This is a genomic window from Streptomyces sp. NBC_00726 (genome assembly GCF_045161735.1).
GTDB lineage: Bacteria > Actinomycetota > Actinomycetes > Streptomycetales > Streptomycetaceae > Streptomyces.
In genome coordinates this window covers 5,409,042-5,427,619 of sequence record NZ_CP108983.1, presented here as the reverse complement: position 1 = coordinate 5,427,619, position 18,578 = coordinate 5,409,042, and the positions used below count along the sequence as shown (strand labels likewise).

Annotated in this window: 15 protein-coding genes; 7 read left to right on the top strand and 8 right to left on the bottom strand. The window is 70.9% G+C overall.

Going from position 1 to position 18,578, the window contains the following annotated elements; all coding sequences use genetic code 11:
- Positions 1-47: 47 nt before the first annotated feature.
- Positions 48-1,046, bottom strand: a complete 999-nt coding sequence (locus tag OG338_RS24200) for an MBL fold metallo-hydrolase (protein WP_405939317.1) — start codon at positions 1,044-1,046, stop codon at positions 48-50.
- Between the two features lie 484 nt (positions 1,047-1,530).
- Positions 1,531-2,331, bottom strand: a complete 801-nt coding sequence (locus OG338_RS24195) for a DeoR/GlpR family DNA-binding transcription regulator (protein WP_405939316.1) — start codon at positions 2,329-2,331, stop codon at positions 1,531-1,533.
- A 185-nt stretch (positions 2,332-2,516) separates the two neighbouring features.
- Between OG338_RS24195 and OG338_RS24190 the strand changes: the two genes are divergently transcribed.
- On the top strand, positions 2,517-3,401 hold the full coding sequence (locus tag OG338_RS24190) for an SIS domain-containing protein (RefSeq protein ID WP_405939315.1): 885 nt from the start codon (positions 2,517-2,519) through the stop codon (positions 3,399-3,401).
- A gap of 87 nt (positions 3,402-3,488) precedes the next feature.
- Here OG338_RS24190 and OG338_RS24185 read toward each other — a convergent pair whose 3' ends face one another.
- The 4 genes from OG338_RS24185 to OG338_RS24170 all read right to left on the bottom strand — a co-directional run bounded on the left by OG338_RS24185 (position 3,489) and on the right by OG338_RS24170 (position 8,310).
- Positions 3,489-4,016, bottom strand: coding sequence for a hypothetical protein (locus OG338_RS24185; protein ID WP_405939314.1), 528 nt, complete (start codon positions 4,014-4,016; stop codon positions 3,489-3,491).
- A gap of 106 nt (positions 4,017-4,122) precedes the next feature.
- Positions 4,123-6,843, bottom strand: a complete 2,721-nt coding sequence (locus OG338_RS24180; RefSeq protein ID WP_405939313.1) for a cellulose binding domain-containing protein — start codon at positions 6,841-6,843, stop codon at positions 4,123-4,125.
- 157 nt (positions 6,844-7,000) lie between these two features.
- Entirely contained in the window at positions 7,001-7,405 is a 405-nt protein-coding gene (locus tag OG338_RS24175; protein ID WP_405939312.1) for a Zn-ribbon domain-containing OB-fold protein, read from the bottom strand.
- A gap of 128 nt (positions 7,406-7,533) precedes the next feature.
- The gene (locus OG338_RS24170; protein WP_405939311.1) at positions 7,534-8,310 is read right to left on the bottom strand and encodes a TetR family transcriptional regulator; all 777 of its coding nucleotides are present in this window, start codon (positions 8,308-8,310) and stop codon (positions 7,534-7,536) included.
- A gap of 109 nt (positions 8,311-8,419) precedes the next feature.
- On the opposite strand from OG338_RS24170, the gene OG338_RS24165 reads away from it, so the two are divergent.
- Positions 8,420-9,205, top strand: a complete 786-nt coding sequence (locus OG338_RS24165; protein WP_405939310.1) for an electron transfer flavoprotein subunit beta/FixA family protein — start codon at positions 8,420-8,422, stop codon at positions 9,203-9,205.
- Between the two features lie 53 nt (positions 9,206-9,258).
- Positions 9,259-10,221, top strand: coding sequence for an electron transfer flavoprotein subunit alpha/FixB family protein (locus tag OG338_RS24160; RefSeq protein WP_405939309.1), 963 nt, complete (start codon positions 9,259-9,261; stop codon positions 10,219-10,221).
- A gap of 73 nt (positions 10,222-10,294) precedes the next feature.
- On the opposite strand, the gene OG338_RS24155 is transcribed toward OG338_RS24160, so the two are convergent.
- Together OG338_RS24155 and OG338_RS24150 are read right to left on the bottom strand one after the other, a co-directional pair.
- Positions 10,295-11,470 carry a macrolide family glycosyltransferase gene (locus tag OG338_RS24155; protein ID WP_405939308.1) on the bottom strand — a complete coding sequence of 392 codons (1,176 nt, stop codon included), beginning with the start codon at positions 11,468-11,470 and terminating at the stop codon, positions 10,295-10,297.
- Between the two features lie 235 nt (positions 11,471-11,705).
- On the bottom strand, positions 11,706-13,115 hold the full coding sequence (locus OG338_RS24150; protein ID WP_405939307.1) for a lipase family protein: 1,410 nt from the start codon (positions 13,113-13,115) through the stop codon (positions 11,706-11,708).
- A 194-nt stretch (positions 13,116-13,309) separates the two neighbouring features.
- Between OG338_RS24150 and OG338_RS24145 the strand changes: the two genes are divergently transcribed.
- The 4 genes from OG338_RS24145 (at position 13,310) to OG338_RS24130 (ending at position 18,228) form a co-directional block, all read left to right on the top strand.
- On the top strand, positions 13,310-14,125 hold the full coding sequence (locus OG338_RS24145) for an SAM-dependent methyltransferase (protein ID WP_405939306.1): 816 nt from the start codon (positions 13,310-13,312) through the stop codon (positions 14,123-14,125).
- Positions 14,126-14,236: 111 nt separating this feature from the next.
- On the top strand, positions 14,237-15,280 hold the full coding sequence (locus OG338_RS24140; protein ID WP_405939305.1) for a hypothetical protein: 1,044 nt from the start codon (positions 14,237-14,239) through the stop codon (positions 15,278-15,280).
- Between the two features lie 53 nt (positions 15,281-15,333).
- The gene (locus tag OG338_RS24135) at positions 15,334-15,783 is read left to right on the top strand and encodes a helix-turn-helix transcriptional regulator (RefSeq protein WP_405939304.1); all 450 of its coding nucleotides are present in this window, start codon (positions 15,334-15,336) and stop codon (positions 15,781-15,783) included.
- Positions 15,784-15,852: 69 nt separating this feature from the next.
- Positions 15,853-18,228, top strand: coding sequence for an ATP-binding cassette domain-containing protein (locus OG338_RS24130; RefSeq protein ID WP_405939303.1), 2,376 nt, complete (start codon positions 15,853-15,855; stop codon positions 18,226-18,228).
- The last annotated feature ends 350 nt before the right edge of the window (positions 18,229-18,578 follow it).

Genomic DNA, 18,578 nt, shown 5'->3' with positions numbered 1-18,578 from the left:
CTCTCGTCGGGTCGGTCCGCCGGTGCGCGCGGGGCGGGGCCGCGCGGTCAGCCCGCGCTGCCCGCCGGCTCACCGGCCTGCTCCACTTCGTGTGCGACCGTGGCGACGTCGGTCATGACCTGGACGACGCTGCGCCGCTCCGAGCCGTCGAGCTGCCGGTATTCGCTGCCGATGGTGACCACCAGCCGCTCGGGCAGGCCGAGTCCCGGGTAGCGGCCCTCGGCGATGACCCGGCGGGCCGCGTCGATGGCGGGGACGCCCGCGGCGTGCAGGGCGTGGGCGCGCTCCTGGATGTGTTCGAGGTACGCGATGTGCTCGCGGACGCCGTTCCGGTCGAGGACGGGGCCGTGGCCGGGGACGATCGTTTCGGCGCCGGTGGCCAGCACCTGTTCGCAGGCGCCGATGATGTTGCTCAGCGGGCCCTCCCAGTGGATCGGGTGGTCGCCGGGCTGCGCGTCGGACGTCGAGAAGATGATGTCGCCGCTGAACACGGTGGACTGGGCGGGCAGGTGGACCATCAGATCGCCGGTGGTGTGCGCGGGGGCGAGCGAGGTGATCTGCACCGGGTAGTCGCCGAGGCTCAGTTCGAGCTCGCCGGTGAAGTAGGTGGTCGGCCGGACGGGATCGGTCCGCGACCAGTCGAACGGGCCGAAGTGGCGGGCGAGGTAGGCGCCGAGCGGGGTGGCCGGGTCGGCTCCGGTGACGAGCGCGTGCTGCTGCTGCGGCGAGGGCTCGTAGTGGATGTGCTCCCTGGCCTCGCGGGTCACGATGATCTCGGCGTCCGGGAGCACACCGGCGCCCCAGAAGTGGTCGCCGTTGGCGTGCGTGACGACCACCCGGTCGATGGTGACGCCGTCGGGCAGCCGCTTGGTGGACTCGTCGAGGAACTGGCCGGCGAGCACCGGGTCGTACGGCGTGTCGATCCACAGCGCGCCACGGGGCGAGACGAGCAGGCCGCAGTTGGCCAGCCCCCAGCCACGCTTCGGCGGGAGCCAGGCGTACAGGCCCCTGCCAAGGTCAACGACATCCCCACCCGTGATCGACATGGACGCGATTATGCCGACCGGTTTCCGGTCGCGCGTTCGAACCTGGCCAGATAGGCACGTGTTTGGCTGAAAACAGACCTTGACCCACTGCACGAGCGACTGGGCGGTGACCGTACGGCACCACTTCGGACCGCCTTCGTCACCATTACGGGAGAGGGCGCTGTCAAACCGGAAGGGGCCGATTACCCACTGAGCATGGCTGAAAACAGACGCCGAAAAGCCCCCGTCGCGACCGCGTGGAAGCGGTGCGCCGGGGGCCTTGATCCAGCCGTCAGGAACGGACCTGGCCGCGTTCGGCCGACATCGCGATGGACCGGCACAGGCCGAGCCCGATGGCCGCGCGGCTGCATGGCAAGAATTGTTCATTTCGATGAAGAAGCAAACATTTATACGCGGCAAGAGTCATCGGATGCGGTGGGGGTATGCGCGAAAAAGCGGGCCGCCACGCGAGGTCGCGGCGGCCCGCTGCGGGTGCGGCGAGGAGTCAGACGGCTATGACCGTGACGCCGGCCTCGGTGAAGCGGGCGGACGCCTCGGGGGCGATACCCCGGTCGGTGACCAGGAAGTCGACCAGGGAGAGGTCGCAGACCCGGGCGAAGGCCCGCTTGCCGATCTTCGAGGAGTCGGCGGCGACCACCACGCGCTGGGCCTGCTGGGCGAGCAGCCGGTTGATGCTGGCCTCGCCCTCGTGGTGGACGTACGCGCCGCGTTCGGTGTCGATGGCGTTGACGCCGAGCACGGCCACGTCGAGCGTGATCTCGCCGAGCACCCCGCTGGCCAGCGGGCCGGTCAGCTCGTACGACTGGGGCCTGGCGACTCCGCCGGTGACGACCATCTTGATCTGCGGCCGGATCACCAGCTCGTTGGCGATGTTGAGGGCGTTGGTCACCACCGTCAGCGTCGGCTGCCCCGCCGCGCCGCCGGCGCCGTCGCCCACCAGGTCCGCGCGGACGGCGAGCGAGCGGGCCACCTCGGTGATGGTGGTGCCGCCGGTGAGGCCGACGACCTCGCCGACCGCGACGAGTTCGGCGACGGCGCGGCCGATGGCCTGCTTCTCCGGGGCGTTGCGCCCCGTCTTGTACCGGAGGGCCAGCTCGTAGCTGACGCCGTGGGCGATCGCGCCGCCCCTGGTGCGGGTGAGAAGTTGCTGCTCGGCGAGCTGGTCCAGGTCGCGCCGGATGGTCGCGGCCGAGACGTCCAGCGCCTTCGCCGCGTCCTCGACGTCCACCCGGCCGTTCTTACCTACGAGTTCCAGCAGCGCGTTCCACCGGGCATCCCTGGACAAGACGGTTCTCCTCACGGGTCCGGGCTGCGTGCGCCCATCCCCTTGGGCGCGATCACCGGACAGGCGCAAGGGTCGCACAAGGCTCCGGCGAGTCAAGCCCCGTGCACGCGGAATGCTTGATAATGCTCGCTCATCGCGAGTAACGTGCGTAAACGAGCATCCCATCACCAGTACGGAGTGCAAAAGTGTCATTTGTCGAGACCGAGATCGCCAGTCAGCCGGAGTGCTGGCGCCGCGCAGCGGAGCTGGCACCGAGTCACGCCGCCGCGCTGCCCGCGCCGGGCGAGCGCGTCGCCGTCGTCGGCTGCGGCACCTCGTTCTACATGGCTCAGGCATACGCCTCGCTCCGTGAGGAGTCCGGGCAGGGCGAGACCGATGCCTTCGCCGCGTCCGAGTTCCCCGCCCGCCGCCGCTACGACCGGGTCGTCGCGCTCACCCGCTCCGGCACCACGACCGAGGTCCTCGAACTCCTCGGCCGGCTGCGCGGCACCACGCCCACGGTGGCCATCACCGCCGACCCGGAGACCCCGGTGATGACCGCCGCCGACGCGGTCGTCGTCCTCGGCTTCGCGGACGAACGGTCCGTCGTCCAGACCCGGTTCGCCACCACGCTGCTCACGCTGCTGCGCGCGCACCTCGGTCTGCACACCGACGCCGTGGTCCGGGACGCGGAGCGGGCGCTGGCCGAGCCGCTGCCGGAGGGCCTGGTGGACTGCACGCAGTTCACGTTCCTCGGGAGCGGCTGGACGACCGGGCTCGCCAATGAGGCGGCGCTGAAGATGAAGGAGGCGTCGCTGTCCTGGACCGAGTCGTACGCCGCGATGGAGTACCGGCACGGGCCGATCTCCATCGCCACCGACACCACCGCCACCTGGATGTTCGGCGCCGCGCCCGAGGGGCTGCGCGCACAGCTCCTGGAGACCGGCGCCCGCTGGGTGGAGAGCGGTCTGGACCCGCTGGCCGACCTGGTCCGCGTCCAGCGCCTGGCCGTGGCCCGCGCCACGGCGCGCGGGCTCGACCCGGACGCGCCGCGCCACCTGACGCGCTCGGTGGTGCTGGCGGACGCCTGATGCCGTACCGCGCCTCAAACACCGGACGGGGCTGGATTTCAGCCCGTCCGGCGTTCGAGGACTGGGGTTCGGGGGCAACGCCCCCGGTCAGGACTCCTCGAAGTGCGTGTCCAGGATCGCGTCGAAGCCCTCGGTCCACTCCTTGAGGGTGCCGCGGGACGGCGCCTCGACCTCGCCGTTGAACCAGCGCTGGGACGACAGGTGGACGGTGACGGTGAAGCGGCGGCCGAGGCGGGCCGGCTTCAGCTCGACCGCGCCGATCTCGTCCCAGCCGAAGTCCGCCTGCTGGTCGTCCAGCGTGAACCGGACGCCCTCGGGCCCGGCCGAGATCGAGCCGCGCCGGTCGCTCACCTCGAACGAGGGCCCCTCGGCGGCCTCTTCGTCGCTCTCCTCCTGCTCGTCCTCCTCGGTCTCCTCCTTCGCCTCCGGCGCCTCGTCGGCCGGCGGCTCGGCGACGGCGTCCGCGACGGCTTCCGCGGGGGCGGGCTCCTCGGTGTTCTCCGGCTCCTCCTCCACCGCTTCCGCGGGTCGGGGGGCCGTGAGACCGGGGATGTACGCCGGGTCGGTCCCTGCGGCGTACGCGGGCTGGGTCTTCGGGTCTATGCGCTGCTCCACGGCGGGCAGTATGGCCGACGAACCTGTACGGGGCCAGTAAGACCGTGTCGGGGGACGGGCCCGGGCCGCCCGGCCCGCCCCCCGGCGCGGGGCCCCGCGCCCCGCGTCAGCCGGTGGCGCAGACCTCCTCGCCGAGCGAGAAGGCGTCCGGTGCCGTGTTGCCGCCGGTCAGCGTGCCCGTGAAGCCGAAGCCCGCGGACGCGCCCGGCGCCACCCGGCCGTTCCAGGAGACGTTGGTGGCCGTCACCTTCGCCCCGTCCTGACCGGCCGTCGCGTTCCACATCTGGCCGACCTGCTGCCCGTCCGGGAAGGTCCAGGCGAGCTGCCAGCCGTCCAGCTCGGTGCTGCCGGTGTTGGTGAGGGTCACATCGGCCTGGAAGCCGCCGGACCACTCGTTGGTGACCTTGTACGTCACCGAACAGGCCGCGTCACCCGGGTCCGTACCCGGATCAGTACCGGGGTCGGTACCAGGGTCGGTACCCGGGTCGGTGCCGCCGTCGCCGGCCGCCGAGTCGCCGTACATGATCCCGCGCCCGTTGGTGGACACGTACACCCGGCCGAAGACGCGCGGGTCGCCCGTGATCGCGGCGCCGGTCCAGCCCCACTGGTGGGCGTCGTCGTTGATGCGGGTCCAGGTCGCGCCCGCGTCGGTGGACCGGAAGATGCCGCGTACCCCGCCGATCTTCGCGGAGACGAACAGCGTCTGGTACGAGGCGCCCGCCGCCGCCTTGCCGAAGCCGACCGAGTCCGCCTCGTCGACGCCGGTCAGCTTCGTGAAGGTCGCCCCCGAGTCGGTCGAGTGCCACAGGCCGTACGCACCCGTCGTGGCGCCGCCCGCGAGCCAGATGTCGCCCTCGGTGCCGGGGACCGCCTTGAAGCGGACGTTGCCCTCGGTGGGCAGGCCGCTCGACGCCTTCGCCGTGAAGGTCGCGCCGCCGTCCGTGGAGACGTAGAAGGTGCCGGCCTTGAACCCGTAGAACTTCTCCGGGTTCTCCCGGTCCGACTCGACCGTCGCGCCCTCCGGTATCCCCGTGGACGCCGACCACGAACTCCCGTACCCGGTCGTGTGGTACACACCGGTGCCCTCCGGGCTCCAGACGAAGCCGCTCGCGTCGGCCGCCGCCGCGACGGTGCCGCCGCCGGTCACCCCGGACGGCTCGGAGCCCTGGAACCAGTTGGAGCCGTTGTCCGTCGAGAAGCCGATGTGCGGGGCGGCGTCGGCGCTGCCGACCCGGACCACCGTGTTCGGGCTGCTCTCGGCGAAGTCGATGCTCGTGGTGGAGGTGAGGTTGGGCGAGGTGAACATCATGTCCGGCACGGCGTCGAGGTCGGTGTGCCGGAAGCCCCCGATGTCACCGAGCGCGCTGAGCAGCGGCGCGCCCGACGGCGGGCTGGCCAGGTCGTTGACTGCGGTCTCCTCCAGGCCCTTCACCATCGGGGTGATCGCGAACTGGCTGCCGGAGTCCCATTCGGTGAGGTTCTCGGTGCCGTAGATCGTCGCGCCGGTCCCGTACATCATGCGGTCGGAGTCGAACGGGTCGATCTCCAGCGCCTCCGTCATCCAGCCCAGCTTGGGTGTGGTCTCCGGCGGCGTCGGGTTGGCGCCCCAGGTCAGCCACGGCACCGAGGAGACATCCTGGGTGAAGCGGTTGGAACGGTTGGGGTAGCTGGTGTAGTCCCACGCCTGGGTCCAGGTCGCACCGCTGTCCGTGGAGCGGAAGATCTGGGTGTCGGGCCACCAGGAGCTGTACGCGGTCGCCATCACCGTGCCGGGATGCTGCCGGTCCACGGTGAGCCCGCTGAAGCCGTAGTAGGTGTCGGCCTCGGCGACCGGGCTGACGTCCGTCCACTCCCCCGTCGCGGTGGTGTACCGCCAGATCTGTCCCTTGCCGCCGTCGTACGGGCCGCCGGTGTCGCTGAGGGTCAGATACAGATAGCCGTTGTCGGAGTCGAGTACGCCCTTGTGCGCCAGGTATCCGGTCGGCTGTCCGGCGATCCGCGACCAGGTGGACCCGCCGTCCGTGGAGCGGTAGACGGTGTTCTCCTTGTCGGCGACCCCGACGTAGATGTCCTGGGTCGCGCTGCCCGCGCTGCCGCTGCGCTCGTCGAACGTCACCCAGACGATGCCCTGGTTGTCGTTGCCGTAGCCGCTGGTGTCGGTCGGGTCCTGGGCGTAGTTCCCCGGGTTGGGGAAGGCCGTCACCTCGGACCAGGTGGCGCCCGAATCGGTGGACCGCCAGAGGCCGTTGCCGCTGGGCGCGCCGAGGTAGAGCACGGAGTTCTTGTTCGGGTCGACCGCGAGGCGTTCGCCCATGCCCCGGCCCGGCATGTTGCCGCCGAGCTTGAAGGGCAGTGTGCTCGCCTGCCAGGTCGCGCCCCGGTCCGACGACCGCAGCACCGCGCCGTTGGTGGGGTCCCAGTCGTTGGTGTACGTACCCACGGCGGCGTACACCTTGTCCGGGTCGACGGAGTCCGAGGCGAGGCTCACCACGCCGGTCCAGCCCCAGTGGTCCCAGTCCACCCAGTCCAGCAACGGCGTCCACCGCTTGCCCGACTGGTCCCAGCGGTAGGCGCCGCCGATGTCGGTGCGGGCGTAGGCGAGGTTCTTCTCGGTCCGGTTGAAGACGATCCCGGGGACGAAACCGCCGCCGTCGATGCGGACGTTCTTCCAGTCGTACGTGTCCGCCGCGAGGGACACATCGGATGCCTGGGCGATGGGCGCGGCGTCGTTGTCCTTCGCCGACGCCGGCGCACCGGCGGCGAAGAGCCCGGCGGTGAGGGTGAGTGCCGCCACCAGGGCAGCGAAGGGTCTTGCGCTTCTGCGCACGGAAACGTCTCCTCCGAACAGGGCCGCCGACAACGGCGGTTAAGGGCGTGAACGGATGTGGGAGCGCTCCCATTTCGCGTCCCGATGGTAGCGGCGCCGCCCCTCCGGGTGAAGGGCGGGCGCAAAGTTCATCGGATGACTTCGGGGCGTGGTGCCCTCAGTACCAGCCGGCCGAGCCGGGCGGGTCGCAGACTTCGAGGACGACCTCGCCGGCCACGGAGGTGCGGCCGCCGAGGGGTCGCACCCGGTCGCCGACGTTCACCATGTGCGGGGCCGCGCCCACGATCCGGCAGCGGTAGACGAAGCCTTCGGGGAAGCGGACCAGGGACTCGTTGCGCATCACGCGCGAGTAGCGGTTGACGACGTTGGAGCGGATGACCACGCCGTGGCCCTCGCTGTGCTCGGATTCGAGATCGCTCGACGCGCAGACGGGGCACAGGAGTTTGCGGAAGGAGGCGGTGTGGCACCAGCGGCACACCTGATAGACGAGCCCTTCCTGGCTGTGCGCGTCCGCCGCCTCGCGGGCCGGCCGCCCCATCACGTCGGTTCCGGTACTGAACACGTTCCGCCTCCCGCGCTCGACTCGGTCGCCGCAGCTTCGGCGGCGGCACACCGGCACCGTATGGCACTTAGTTCCAGGAGTAAAGGCACTGAGTGCCGCGAAATGATGATCGAATCTCGCGGGGCCGGTCAGGCGGTGCCGAGCGCGGATTCGATGTGCTGCACCACGCGCCACATCGGGGCGCCCTTGCGCGCGACCATGACAATCACCTCGTCGTCGCCCACGGAGGAGGTCACGGGGGCGATCATGGGCGCGGTCACGGGGTCCGGCGAAGGCTCCGGCGAGGGTGCGGCGGGCCGCGTGTCCGCCCCGCCCCACACCGCGCGCACCAGCTCCAGGGCCCGGTCCACCTCGGCCCCCGCATCACCCTTGCCGCCCGAACGCAGCCAGGACCGCAGCCCGTTGTTGTGCGCGGCGACGACCGAGGCGGCGATCACCTCGGCACGCAGGGCGGCGTCGGGCCCGGCGTCCGGGTCCCCGGCCCAGCGCCGCTCCAGATAGCCGGCGAGGGTCCGCTCGTAACGGCGCACCACGGAGAGCTCGTACGTGCGAAGGCCGGGCACCTCGCGGGTGAGCCGGTAGCGCTGTACGGAGAACTCGGGCTTCTCCGCGTACATCCGCAGCACCAGCCGGGCCCCGTCGCACACCGTGGCGACCGGGTCCGTGCCGTCGGCGTCCGCCAGGAAGGCGGTCATGTCCGCGAGGCACCCCTCGTGGTCGGGGAAGACCGCGTCCTCCTTGGAGGGGAAGTAGCGGAAGAAGGAGCGCCGCCCCACCCCGGCCCGGGCGACGATGTCGTCCACCGTGGTCCCCTCGAACCCGCGCTCCAGGAACAGCGCGAAGGCCGCCTCGGCGAGCACGTCACGCATGGGGGGCTTCTTGGCCGGCCGGCGGTCTTCGGTCATGGCGGAAACGTAACACCGAAAGCGACTGTTCGGCACTGGGTACCTTTACGAAGGGTACTGAGTGCCATTAAGATTCCCGTAGGACACCACCAGGTAGGGAGAGGCCGGCGTGAGCTTGAGGATCGTTGTCTGTGTGAAGTATGTGCCCGATGCGACGGGTGACCGGCGTTTTGCCGATGATCTGACGTTGGATCGTGAGGATGTCGACGGTCTGTTGTCGGAGCTGGACGAGTATGCGGTCGAGCAGGCGTTGCAGATCGCGGAGGCGGCTGGTGATGCGGAGGTCACTGTGTTGACGGTGGGTCCGGAGGATGCCAAGGACGCGTTGCGCAAGGCGTTGTCGATGGGTGCGGACAAGGCGGTTCACGTCGAGGACGACGGTCTGCACGGTACGGACGTGCTGGGTACGTCGTTGGTGCTGGCGAAGGCGGTGGAGGAGACCGGGTACGACCTGGTGGTCTCGGGGATGGCGTCGACGGACGGGGCGATGGGTGTGGTTCCGGCGCTGCTCGCGGAGCGGCTGGGTGTGCCGCAGGTGACGTTGCTGTCGCAGGTGTCGGTCGAGGGTGGTGTGGTGCGGGGGCGTCGTGACGGGGACAGTGCGTCGGAGGAGCTGGAGGCGTCGTTGCCGGCGGTGGTGTCGGTGACGGACCAGTCGGGTGAGGCGCGTTATCCGTCGTTCAAGGGGATCATGGCGGCGAAGAAGAAGCCGGTGAAGTCCCTGGATCTGGATGATCTGGGGATCGACGCGGACGAGGTGGGTCTGGCGGGTGCGTGGAGTGCGGTGGATTCCGCGACGGAGCGTCCGGCCCGTACCGCGGGGACGGTCGTGAAGGACGAGGGCGAGGGCGGCAGGCAGCTGGCCGAGTTCCTGGCCGGCCAGAAGTTCATCTGATCCCGCTTCGGGGTTCCGTCGTTCGTTTTCGCTGATGTGCAGGAGTGGGTCTGATGGCTGAAGTTCTCGTCTTTGTCGATCATGTGGATGGTGCGGTCCGTAAGCCGACGCTGGAGCTGCTGACGCTCGCGCGGCGTATCGGTGACCCGGTTGCCGTCGCGTTGGGTGCCGGTGCCGCCGGCACCGCCGCCGTGCTCGCCGAGCACGGTGCGGTCAAGGTGCTGACCGCCGACGCCCCCGAGTTCGCCGACTACCTCGTTGTGCCGAAGGTGGACGCGCTCCAGGCCGCCTTCGCGGTGGTGTCCCCGGCCGCGGTGCTGGTGTCCTCCTCGGCGGAGGGCAAGGAGATCGCGGCGCGTCTCGCGGTGCGGGTCGGGTCGGGCATCATCACGGACGCGGTCGACGTGGAGGCCGGTGACCAGGGTCCGGTGGCGACGCAGTCGGCGTTCGCCGCGTCGTTCACCACGAAGTCCCGGATCACGCACGGTACCCCGGTCATCACGGTGAAGCCGAACTCGGCTCCGGTCGAGGCGGTCGCCGGTGCGGGTGCGGTGGAGGCCCTGGTGGTGGAGTTCTCCGCCGCCGCCACGGGTACGAAGGTGCTGTCGCGTACGCCGCGTGAGTCGACGGGCCGTCCGGAGCTGACGGAGGCCGCGATCGTGGTCTCCGGTGGCCGTGGTGTCAACGGCGCGGAGAACTTCGCGGTCATCGAGGCCCTGGCGGACTCGCTGGGTGCCGCGGTGGGCGCCTCGCGTGCGGCGGTGGACGCGGGCTGGTACCCGCACACCAACCAGGTCGGCCAGACCGGCAAGTCCGTCTCCCCGCAGCTGTACATCGCCAACGGGATCTCCGGCGCGATCCAGCACCGGGCCGGCATGCAGACCTCGAAGACCATCGTCGCGGTCAACAAGGACGCCGAGGCCCCGATCTTCGACCTCGTGGACTACGGCGTCGTCGGCGACCTCTTCGACGTCGTCCCCCAGCTCACCGAGGAGATCAACACCCGCAAGGGCTGATACTCCCTCAGCTGGAGTGCCCGGCCGGGGCGTTGAGCGCGGAGAACCGCTCACCGCCCCGGCCGGTCCCGTTTCAGCCGAGCAGTTCCTCCACCAGGCCGGCGGCGCGCGGGGTGCCGCCCTCCGCCCGGGCGTCCTCGCGCAGCCGCGCCGAACGCCGGGCGACCTCGGGGTCGTCGACGAGCGCGGTGAGCGCTGCGCGCAGGGCCTCCGGGGTGGCGTCGTCGGTGTCGATGCGGCGGGCGACGCCCAGCTCGGCCAGCTTGTCGGCGTTCATGAACTGGTCGACGCCCTGCGGCACGGCGATCATCGGCACCCCGCTGAACAGCCCCTCGGAGCTGCCGCCCATCCCGGCGTGCGTGACGAAGGCATCCGCCTGCTGGAGGATGGCCAGCTGCGGCACCCACCGGTGCACCTCGACATTGCCGGGTACGGTGCCGAGCTCCGCCAGGTCCGTCTGCTTGCCGACCTGGAGCACGACGTGCCAGCCGGGCAGGTCGCCGTAGGCCGCCAGGCAATTGCGGTAGAACTCCGGGCGGTTGGTGTACGCGGAGCCCAGCGAGATCAGCAGCACCTTGTCCGCCCCGGCGGGCCGGGTCCAGTTCTGCTCCTCGCCGCGCCCGGCGAAGCACGGCCCGACGAAGGTGACGGTGTCCATGTCCACGTCGTCCGCGTGCGGCTGCATCGCCCGGGGGATCAGGGCGAGGGTGTGGTCGGGGCGGCCGGTGAAGGCGTCCATGTCCCGCGTGGTCGCGCCGTTCCCGGCCAGCCACTCGGTGAACCTCGTCCGGTACGCGTCGGCCCCCGGCAGCGTCCACAGCTGGGCCGCCACGTCCTTCTCGTAACTCCGCCAGCCGACGAACGTCGGGTAGAGCTGCATCAGGCGGCGGTTCTGGGACTCGGCCAGCACCCGGGCCGGGTACGCGCCGATGTCGTACAGGTAGAGGTCGGCCGGGTCCTCGTCGTAGACGGCGCGCAGCTGCGGCAGGGCCTGGACGGCGTCGTCCAGGAAGAGGCCCATGGCGGCGATCGGGTCGTCGGGCCAGACGTTGTCACCGACCGGGAGCACGGAGTCGTACGGTACGAAGGTGGCGCCGGTGGCCTCGATGCGCTCGGCCATCACGGGGTCGTTGGCGTAGGTGACGCGGTGGCCGCGGGCCACCAGTTCGCGGATGACCTCGATGCTCGGCAGGACGTGGCTCACGGCGGGGATGCCGATCATGGCGATATGGGCACGGCGGCGTGACATGGGATCACTCTTTCAGTTCTGCGGCGGGAGTGGACGCGGCGGACCGGCGCGTCGCCACCCCGGCGGAGGCCGGTCGTCGGGCGCGCGGACACGGTGTGCCGGACGGGGTCGGGGGCGGGCCCCGGCCGCGTCAGCCGTAGAGCTGGTGAATGTTCATGTGCCGACCCTAACCGTCGCCCCGGTCCACGCGCACGGGGTTTCCCGTGGGCGCGGGCCGGGGCGGGTGGGCGAGCGGTCAGGGCTGGATCGGCATCGTCCAGCAGTTGGAGGTGGTGCGCTTGCCCGCCAGGCGGTCGGTCATCCAGGAGATGGCGTCGCCCTGGTCGGTGATGAGCGGGACCAGGTGGTTGGTGAGGATCTTGTCGCCGAGGTTGGGCAGGATGACGGCGTCGTAGGTGACGTCACCGCCCTTGCGGCACCAGTCGACGGCGAGCTGACGCGCCTGGCGGTGCGGCACGATGTCGTCCTGGATGCCGGTCGCCACCCGCACCGGGCCGGACGGCTTGAGGGTGCCGATGCGCTGCTTGTCGAGCGCGGCCTGTGCCTTGGGCTCGGCGGCGATGATCTCGCCGAGGGACTTGCCGGTGGTCGTCCACTTGGAGCTCTTCGCGAAGCCGTAGCCGAGGATCGCGTCGCCGACGCACATGGTCGAGGCGTCCTTCAGCGCGGCCCGCCCGGCGTCGTTGATGTTGGCCTCCACGACCTCGCGCAGATCCGCGTCGGCCTGCGCGAAGCCGTTGATCGACCAGGCGAGGGCCCCGGCCAGGGCGCTGCCGTCGATGCCCTTCATGGTCGCGGTCAGGTCGGCGGGCGGCGCCCCGGCGTAGGTGCCGGCGAGCTGGATCTCGGGGGCGTACGAGGGCTGGAGCTCGGCGGCGGACGCGCTGGCCCCGCCGCCCTGGCTGTAGCCGTACAGGCCCGTCCGGGACGCGGCCGTGAGCGAGGTGGCGGGCAGCTGGTGCGCGGCGCGGACCGCGTCGAGCAGCGCATGGCCCTCGTCCACCCGGTTGACGTAGGTGTGCAGCCGGTCGGTGGTGCCGAGGCCCACGTAGTCGGTGACGACGACGGCGACTCCGGCGGCCAGCAGCCGGTAGACGGCCAGGGTCTCGTAGCCGACCGACACGGACTCGGGGGTGATGGCCAGCGGGTGCTGGAGGGCCAGCGAGGGGGCGCACTGGTCGCCCTGGCCCATGGTGCCGGAGGCCAGCGCGACCAGCGGGCGGGCGCCGCCGCCCTTCCAGCCGGCCGAGGGCTCGATGTAGGCGCCGGTCACCGCGGCCGGCCGGCCGTTGGAGTCGGTCGTGCGGTACATGAGGCGGGTGGCGGTGCCCGGCATCGGGCGGCCGTCCAGGCCCGGCAGGCTCAGGGCGAGCGGCAGGGGCTCGGTCCGGATCAGCGCGCCGTTGGCGGCGGGCAGTTGTGCGGGCGGGTCGTAGAAGTCGGGGATGGTCACGCCCCGGGACACCACGGGCGCGGTGCCGTCCGTGGCGGACGCGGGCGCGGCGTACGCGGCCACGCAGGCCGCCGCGGTCACGCAGGCCGCCGCGGTCACGCAGGCCGCCGCGGTCACGGCGACGGCCGCGGCGCGGAAGGGTCGGACGCGGCGTGGGGGAAGGGGGGAACGCGAACGGTCCTTGCGGCTCAAGGCTCACTCCTCGCTCTGCTCCGGAAGTACGGGTGAGCGCAAGCTAACAGCGGGGCTTACCGGTGGTAACCCATGAGTAAGTTACGCATTGGTAACTGTCATCGGCCCGCGAACTCTCCCTGCTCGGCGGCCGAGTTACTTAAGGTGGGGCCGAGCTGATCATCCGCAGCGCCTCCCGCACCCTGGAGTTGGCCATGTCCCGACCGGAGAACGACCCCACCGCCCCGCTCATCGACACCAGCAAGCCGCATCCCGCGCGGATGTACGACTGGTTCCTGGGCGGCAAGGACAACTACCCGGTGGACGAGGCCATGGGCCGTCAGATGCTGGCCGTCGAGCCGAACGTCCCGGTGATGGCGAAGATCAACCGGGCCTTCATGCACCGCGCGACGCGCTGGCTGTCCACCCAGGGCGTCCGCCAGTTCCTCGACATCGGCACCGGCATACCCACCGAGCCCAACCTTCACCAGGTGGCCCAGGAGGCCGCCCCCGCCACCCGGGTCGTCTACTGCGACAACGACCCGATCGTGCTGGCCCACGCCGAGGCGCTGCTCAAGGGCACGCCCGAGGGCGTCATCGACTACGTCCAGGCCGACGCCCGCAACGTCGACACCATCCTCGAACACGCGGGCAAGACGCTGGACTTCGGCAAGCCGGTCGCGCTGTCGATGATCGCGCTGCTCCACTTCGTGAGCGACGAGGACGGCGCGCACGAGCTGGTGCGCCGGCTGACCGATGTGCTCGCGCCCGGCAGTTACATGGTCATCTCGCAGATCACCGCCGACTTCCACCCGAAGGAGGCGCGCGAGGTCGACAAGATGTACAAGGCCAACACCCTGACGCTCGCGCCGCGCACCCGCGACGAGTTCGCCTCGTTCTTCGACGGGCTGGAGATCGTGGAGCCCGGCATCGTCGCCGCCGAGGCATGGCACCCCGAGCTCGGCGAGCCGGTCCCCGGCACCGGCGAGATCGTCACCCCCGGCTATGTCGCGGTCGGCCGCAAGCCGTAACGCACGGGCCTCATCGGCCGCGGCCCGATGGCCGGTCGGGTGTCACCGGGCTGTGTGATGATGCGGGAAAAGACGGACCGGCGGGCAGGCCGGAGGGGACGGGGGCACAGCGTGGACACGGGCGGGTCATCCATACCGGACGAGGAGTGGGAGCGCTTCCTGCGGGAGGCCGAGGCCGGAACCCCCGGTGCCCCCGAGGAACCGTCCGCCCGGGCCCGGATGGTGGCCCAGCGGCTGCGCGAGGAGACCGCACCGCCCCCGGGATGGCGCACCCACCAGCCGCCCCGGCGACGCGGCAGGACCTGGTACGTGGTGGGCCTGGTGGTCGTCGTCGCACTGCTCGTCGTGGCGCTGGTCCCCGGCCGGGCGGCCGGCTGGCTCGGCTTCCACGGCCCGGGCGACTCCACGGCGGCGCCCGGGCGGCCCACCCTCGACGACCCGTTCAAGGGGTCACCGGCGGAGCACTGGGCCGCCGGGACGGCCGGGATCACGATGCCGTCGGCGCGGGCGACCGGGTGGATGAGCGAGAAGCAGGTGTCCGACGCGCTCGACAACAGCCTGGCCTTCCTCTCCGACGCCGGCCTCGACCCGGCGGTGCTGCGCGGCGAACGGCCGGCGAAGGCCATCGCGGCCCTCAACACCAAGCAGCCCGGCATCGAGGAGTACCTGGCGAACGCCTTCGACAGCCCGACCCGGAAGTACGACCCGCTGCTGCTGTTCAGCCGCTTCGACCCGGCGTACGCGCGCCTGGCCGGTGACGTGATCAAGACGCGCGGCGCGCTCACCTACCGGGAGGGCGAGCGCGGCGCGGTCGAGATCACCGCCGACGTCACCTTCGTCTACGCCCTCGTGCGGGCGTCCGGGGACGGCGACGAGGTCGCCCGTACGATCGCCCGCCGGGAGATCGTGATGAGCTGGGACGACCCGGAGAAGGTGATCGGCACACCGGGGACCTTCGCGCTGAAGTCGTACCGGCTGGACTCCGCCAACGGGGGCTGCGACAACACCACCGGCTACTTCCGCCCCGATTTCGAGAAGGAGCGGGGGCCCTCGGACGACGCCACGAAGATCGACCCGTACGAGCGGGGCACCTCGATGGACGAGCGGATGAAGGACCGGGACGCCGCGGACTGCGACACGGCCACCCGCACCTGATCCCGGGGCGCGATACCCGGGCGGGCCGCTCCCCCACGACGTACGCTTCGAGCGTGACGAGCAAATCCGACGCCACGCAGAACCTGCGCGATCTCGCGCGGCTGCGCCGGGTCCGCGACCGGATCGACCGCGAGTACGCCCAGCCGCTGAACGTCGAGGCGCTGGCGCGGGGCGCGCACATGTCGGCGGGCCACCTCAGCCGCGAGTTCCGGAGGGCGTACGGGGAATCCCCGTACGGCTACCTCATGACCCGGCGCATCGAGCGCGCGATGACGCTGCTGCGCCGGGGGGACATGAGCGTCACCGAGGTGTGCTTCGCGGTCGGCTGCTCCTCGCTCGGCACGTTCAGCACCCGCTTCACGGAGCTGGTCGGGATGCCGCCGAGCGTCTACCGGCAGGAGGCGGCGCAGGCCACCGCGGGCCTGCCGTCCTGCGTGGCGAAGCAGGTGACGCGGCCGGTCAGGAATCGAGAAGCCCCGCTGCGGGGGACGCCGCTAGCGTGAGGGCATGAACCGGGAAAGCCGCCGGTGACGACGGGCTGTGCGACGGCTCCGCCAATCCAGGGAGACACCATGAGCAGGGCCACAGGCACGCGGCCGCACGCCGCCGACCGCCACGATCTGATCCGTGTGCACGGGGCGCGCGTGAACAATCTCAAGGACGTCAGCATCGAGATCCCCAAGCGCCGGCTGACGGTGTTCACGGGCGTCTCCGGGTCCGGCAAGAGCTCGCTGGTGTTCAACACGATCGCCGCCGAGTCGCAGCGGCTGATCAACGAGACGTACAGCGCGTTCGTTCAGGGGTTCATGCCCGCCCTGGCCCGCCCCGAGGTGGACGTCCTGGAGGGGCTGACCACCGCGATCATCGTGGACCAGCAGCGGATGGGCGGCGACACCCGCTCGACCGTGGGCACGGCGACCGACGCCAACGCCATGCTGCGCATCCTCTTCAGCCGCCTCGGCACCCCGCACATCGGCCCGCCCAGCGCGTACTCCTTCAACACCGCGTCGGTGAAGGCGAGTGGTGCGATCACCGTCGAGCGCGGCAACAAGAAGACCGTGAAGGCCACCTACAACCGCACCGGCGGCATGTGCACCGAATGCGAGGGCCGGGGCACGGTCTCGGACATCGACCTCACCCAGCTCTACGACGACTCCAAGTCCCTCGCCGAGGGCGCGTTCACCATCCCCGGCTGGAAGTCCGACAGCTTCTGGACCGTACGGGTCTACGCCGAGTCCGGCTTCCTGGACCCCGACAAGCCGATCGCGAAGTACACCAAGAGGGAGATGCGGGACTTCCTGTACCGGGAGCCCACCAAGGTCAAGGTGGAGGGCGTCAACCTCACGTACGAGGGGCTGATCCCCAAGATCCAGAAGTCGTTCCTGTCCAAGGACAAGGACGCGCTCCAGCCGCACATCCGGGCCTTCGTGGAGCGCGCGGTCACCTTCACCACCTGTCCGGCCTGCGACGGCACCCGGCTCAGCGAGGGCGCAAGGTCCTCGAAGATCGCGGGCATCAGCATCGCGGACGCCTGCGCGATGCAGACCAGCGACCTGGCCGCCTGGATCCGTGAGCTGGACGAGCCCTCGGTGGCGCCGCTACTCACCGCGCTCGGGCAGACCCTCGACTCGTTCGTGGAGATCGGCCTCGGCTACCTCGCGCTCGACCGGCCCGCCGGCACGCTGTCCGGCGGCGAGGCGCAGCGCGTCAAGATGATCCGCCACCTCGGCTCCTCGCTGACCGACACCACGTACGTCTTCGACGAGCCGACCGCCGGGCTGCACCCGCACGACATCCAGCGGATGAACAACCTGCTGCTGCGGCTGCGCGACAAGGGCAACACCGTGCTGGTGGTGGAGCACAAGCCGGAGACGATCGTGGTCGCGGACCACGTCGTGGACCTCGGCCCGGGTGCCGGTACGGCGGGCGGCACCGTCTGCTTCGAGGGCACCGTCGACGGGCTGCGCGCCTCGGACACCGTCACCGGGCGCCATTTCGACGACCGTTCGACGCTCAAGGCGGACACCCGCAAGCCCACCGGCGTGCTGGAGGTGCGGGGCGCATCGGCGAACAACCTGCGCGGTGTCGATGTGGACATCCCGCTCGGCGTGCTGACCGTCGTCACCGGTGTCGCCGGGTCCGGGAAGAGCTCGCTGATCCACGGTTCGGTGGCCGGGCGGGACGGTGTGGTGACCGTCGACCAGAGCGCGATCCGCGGTTCGCGGCGCAGCAACCCCGCCACGTACACCGGGCTGCTCGACCCGGTCCGCAAGGCGTTCGCCAAGGCCAACGACGTGAAGCCGGGGCTGTTCAGCGCCAACTCGGAGGGCGCGTGCCCGACGTGCAACGGCGCGGGCGTCGTCTTCACGGACCTGGCGATGATGGCGGGCGTCGCCACGGTCTGCGAGGAGTGCGAGGGCAAGCGGTTCCAGGCGTCGGTCCTCGAATACCGGCTGGGCGGGCGGGACATCAGCGAGGTGCTGGCGATGCCGGTCGCCGAGGCCGAGGAGTTCTTCGGCTCCGGTGACGCGCGCACACCGGCCGCGCACCGAATCCTCGAACGGCTGGTGGACGTCGGGCTCGGCTATCTCAGCCTCGGCCAGCCGCTGACCACGCTCTCCGGCGGTGAGCGGCAGCGGCTGAAGCTCGCCACGCACATGGGCGAGAAGGGCGGGGTCTACGTGCTGGACGAGCCGACCACCGGACTCCATCTCGCGGACGTGGAGCAGCTGTTGGGGCTGCTGGACCGGCTGGTGGACTCCGGCAGGTCGGTCGTCGTCATCGAGCACCACCAGGCCGTGATGGCCCACGCCGACTGGATCATCGACCTGGGCCCCGGCGCCGGCCACGACGGCGGCACGCTGGTCTTCGAGGGCACCCCCGGCGATCTGGTCGCGGCGCGCTCGACGCTCACGGGCGAGCATCTGGCGCAGTACGTGGGGGCCTGAGCGAGTAACCGGCGCCCGTCCGAGCCGTGGTGGCCGGGCGGGCGCTTTCATGCGTCAGGTCAAGGCGGCGTGCCGTAGGAGCATGTGCCGCCGCAGGATGGCCTGTTCGCTCCGGGGTGGGCGGAGTGACGCATCGTCGCCTTCGCTAATCGGACGCGACTTCTCCTGACTTCGCGCATCTGTGTGGAGGCTGTCAGGCCGCGCACACCTGGGCCAATCCGGCACTCCGCAGCCACACTTGACCGAATCCGACCGCTTTCACACAGCGAACTGAACGCAAATTTTCGACGCTGCACGCATCTGGCGTTGTGCACTAGGCATAGGATCAAGCCGCGCAACGCGAGCCCCAC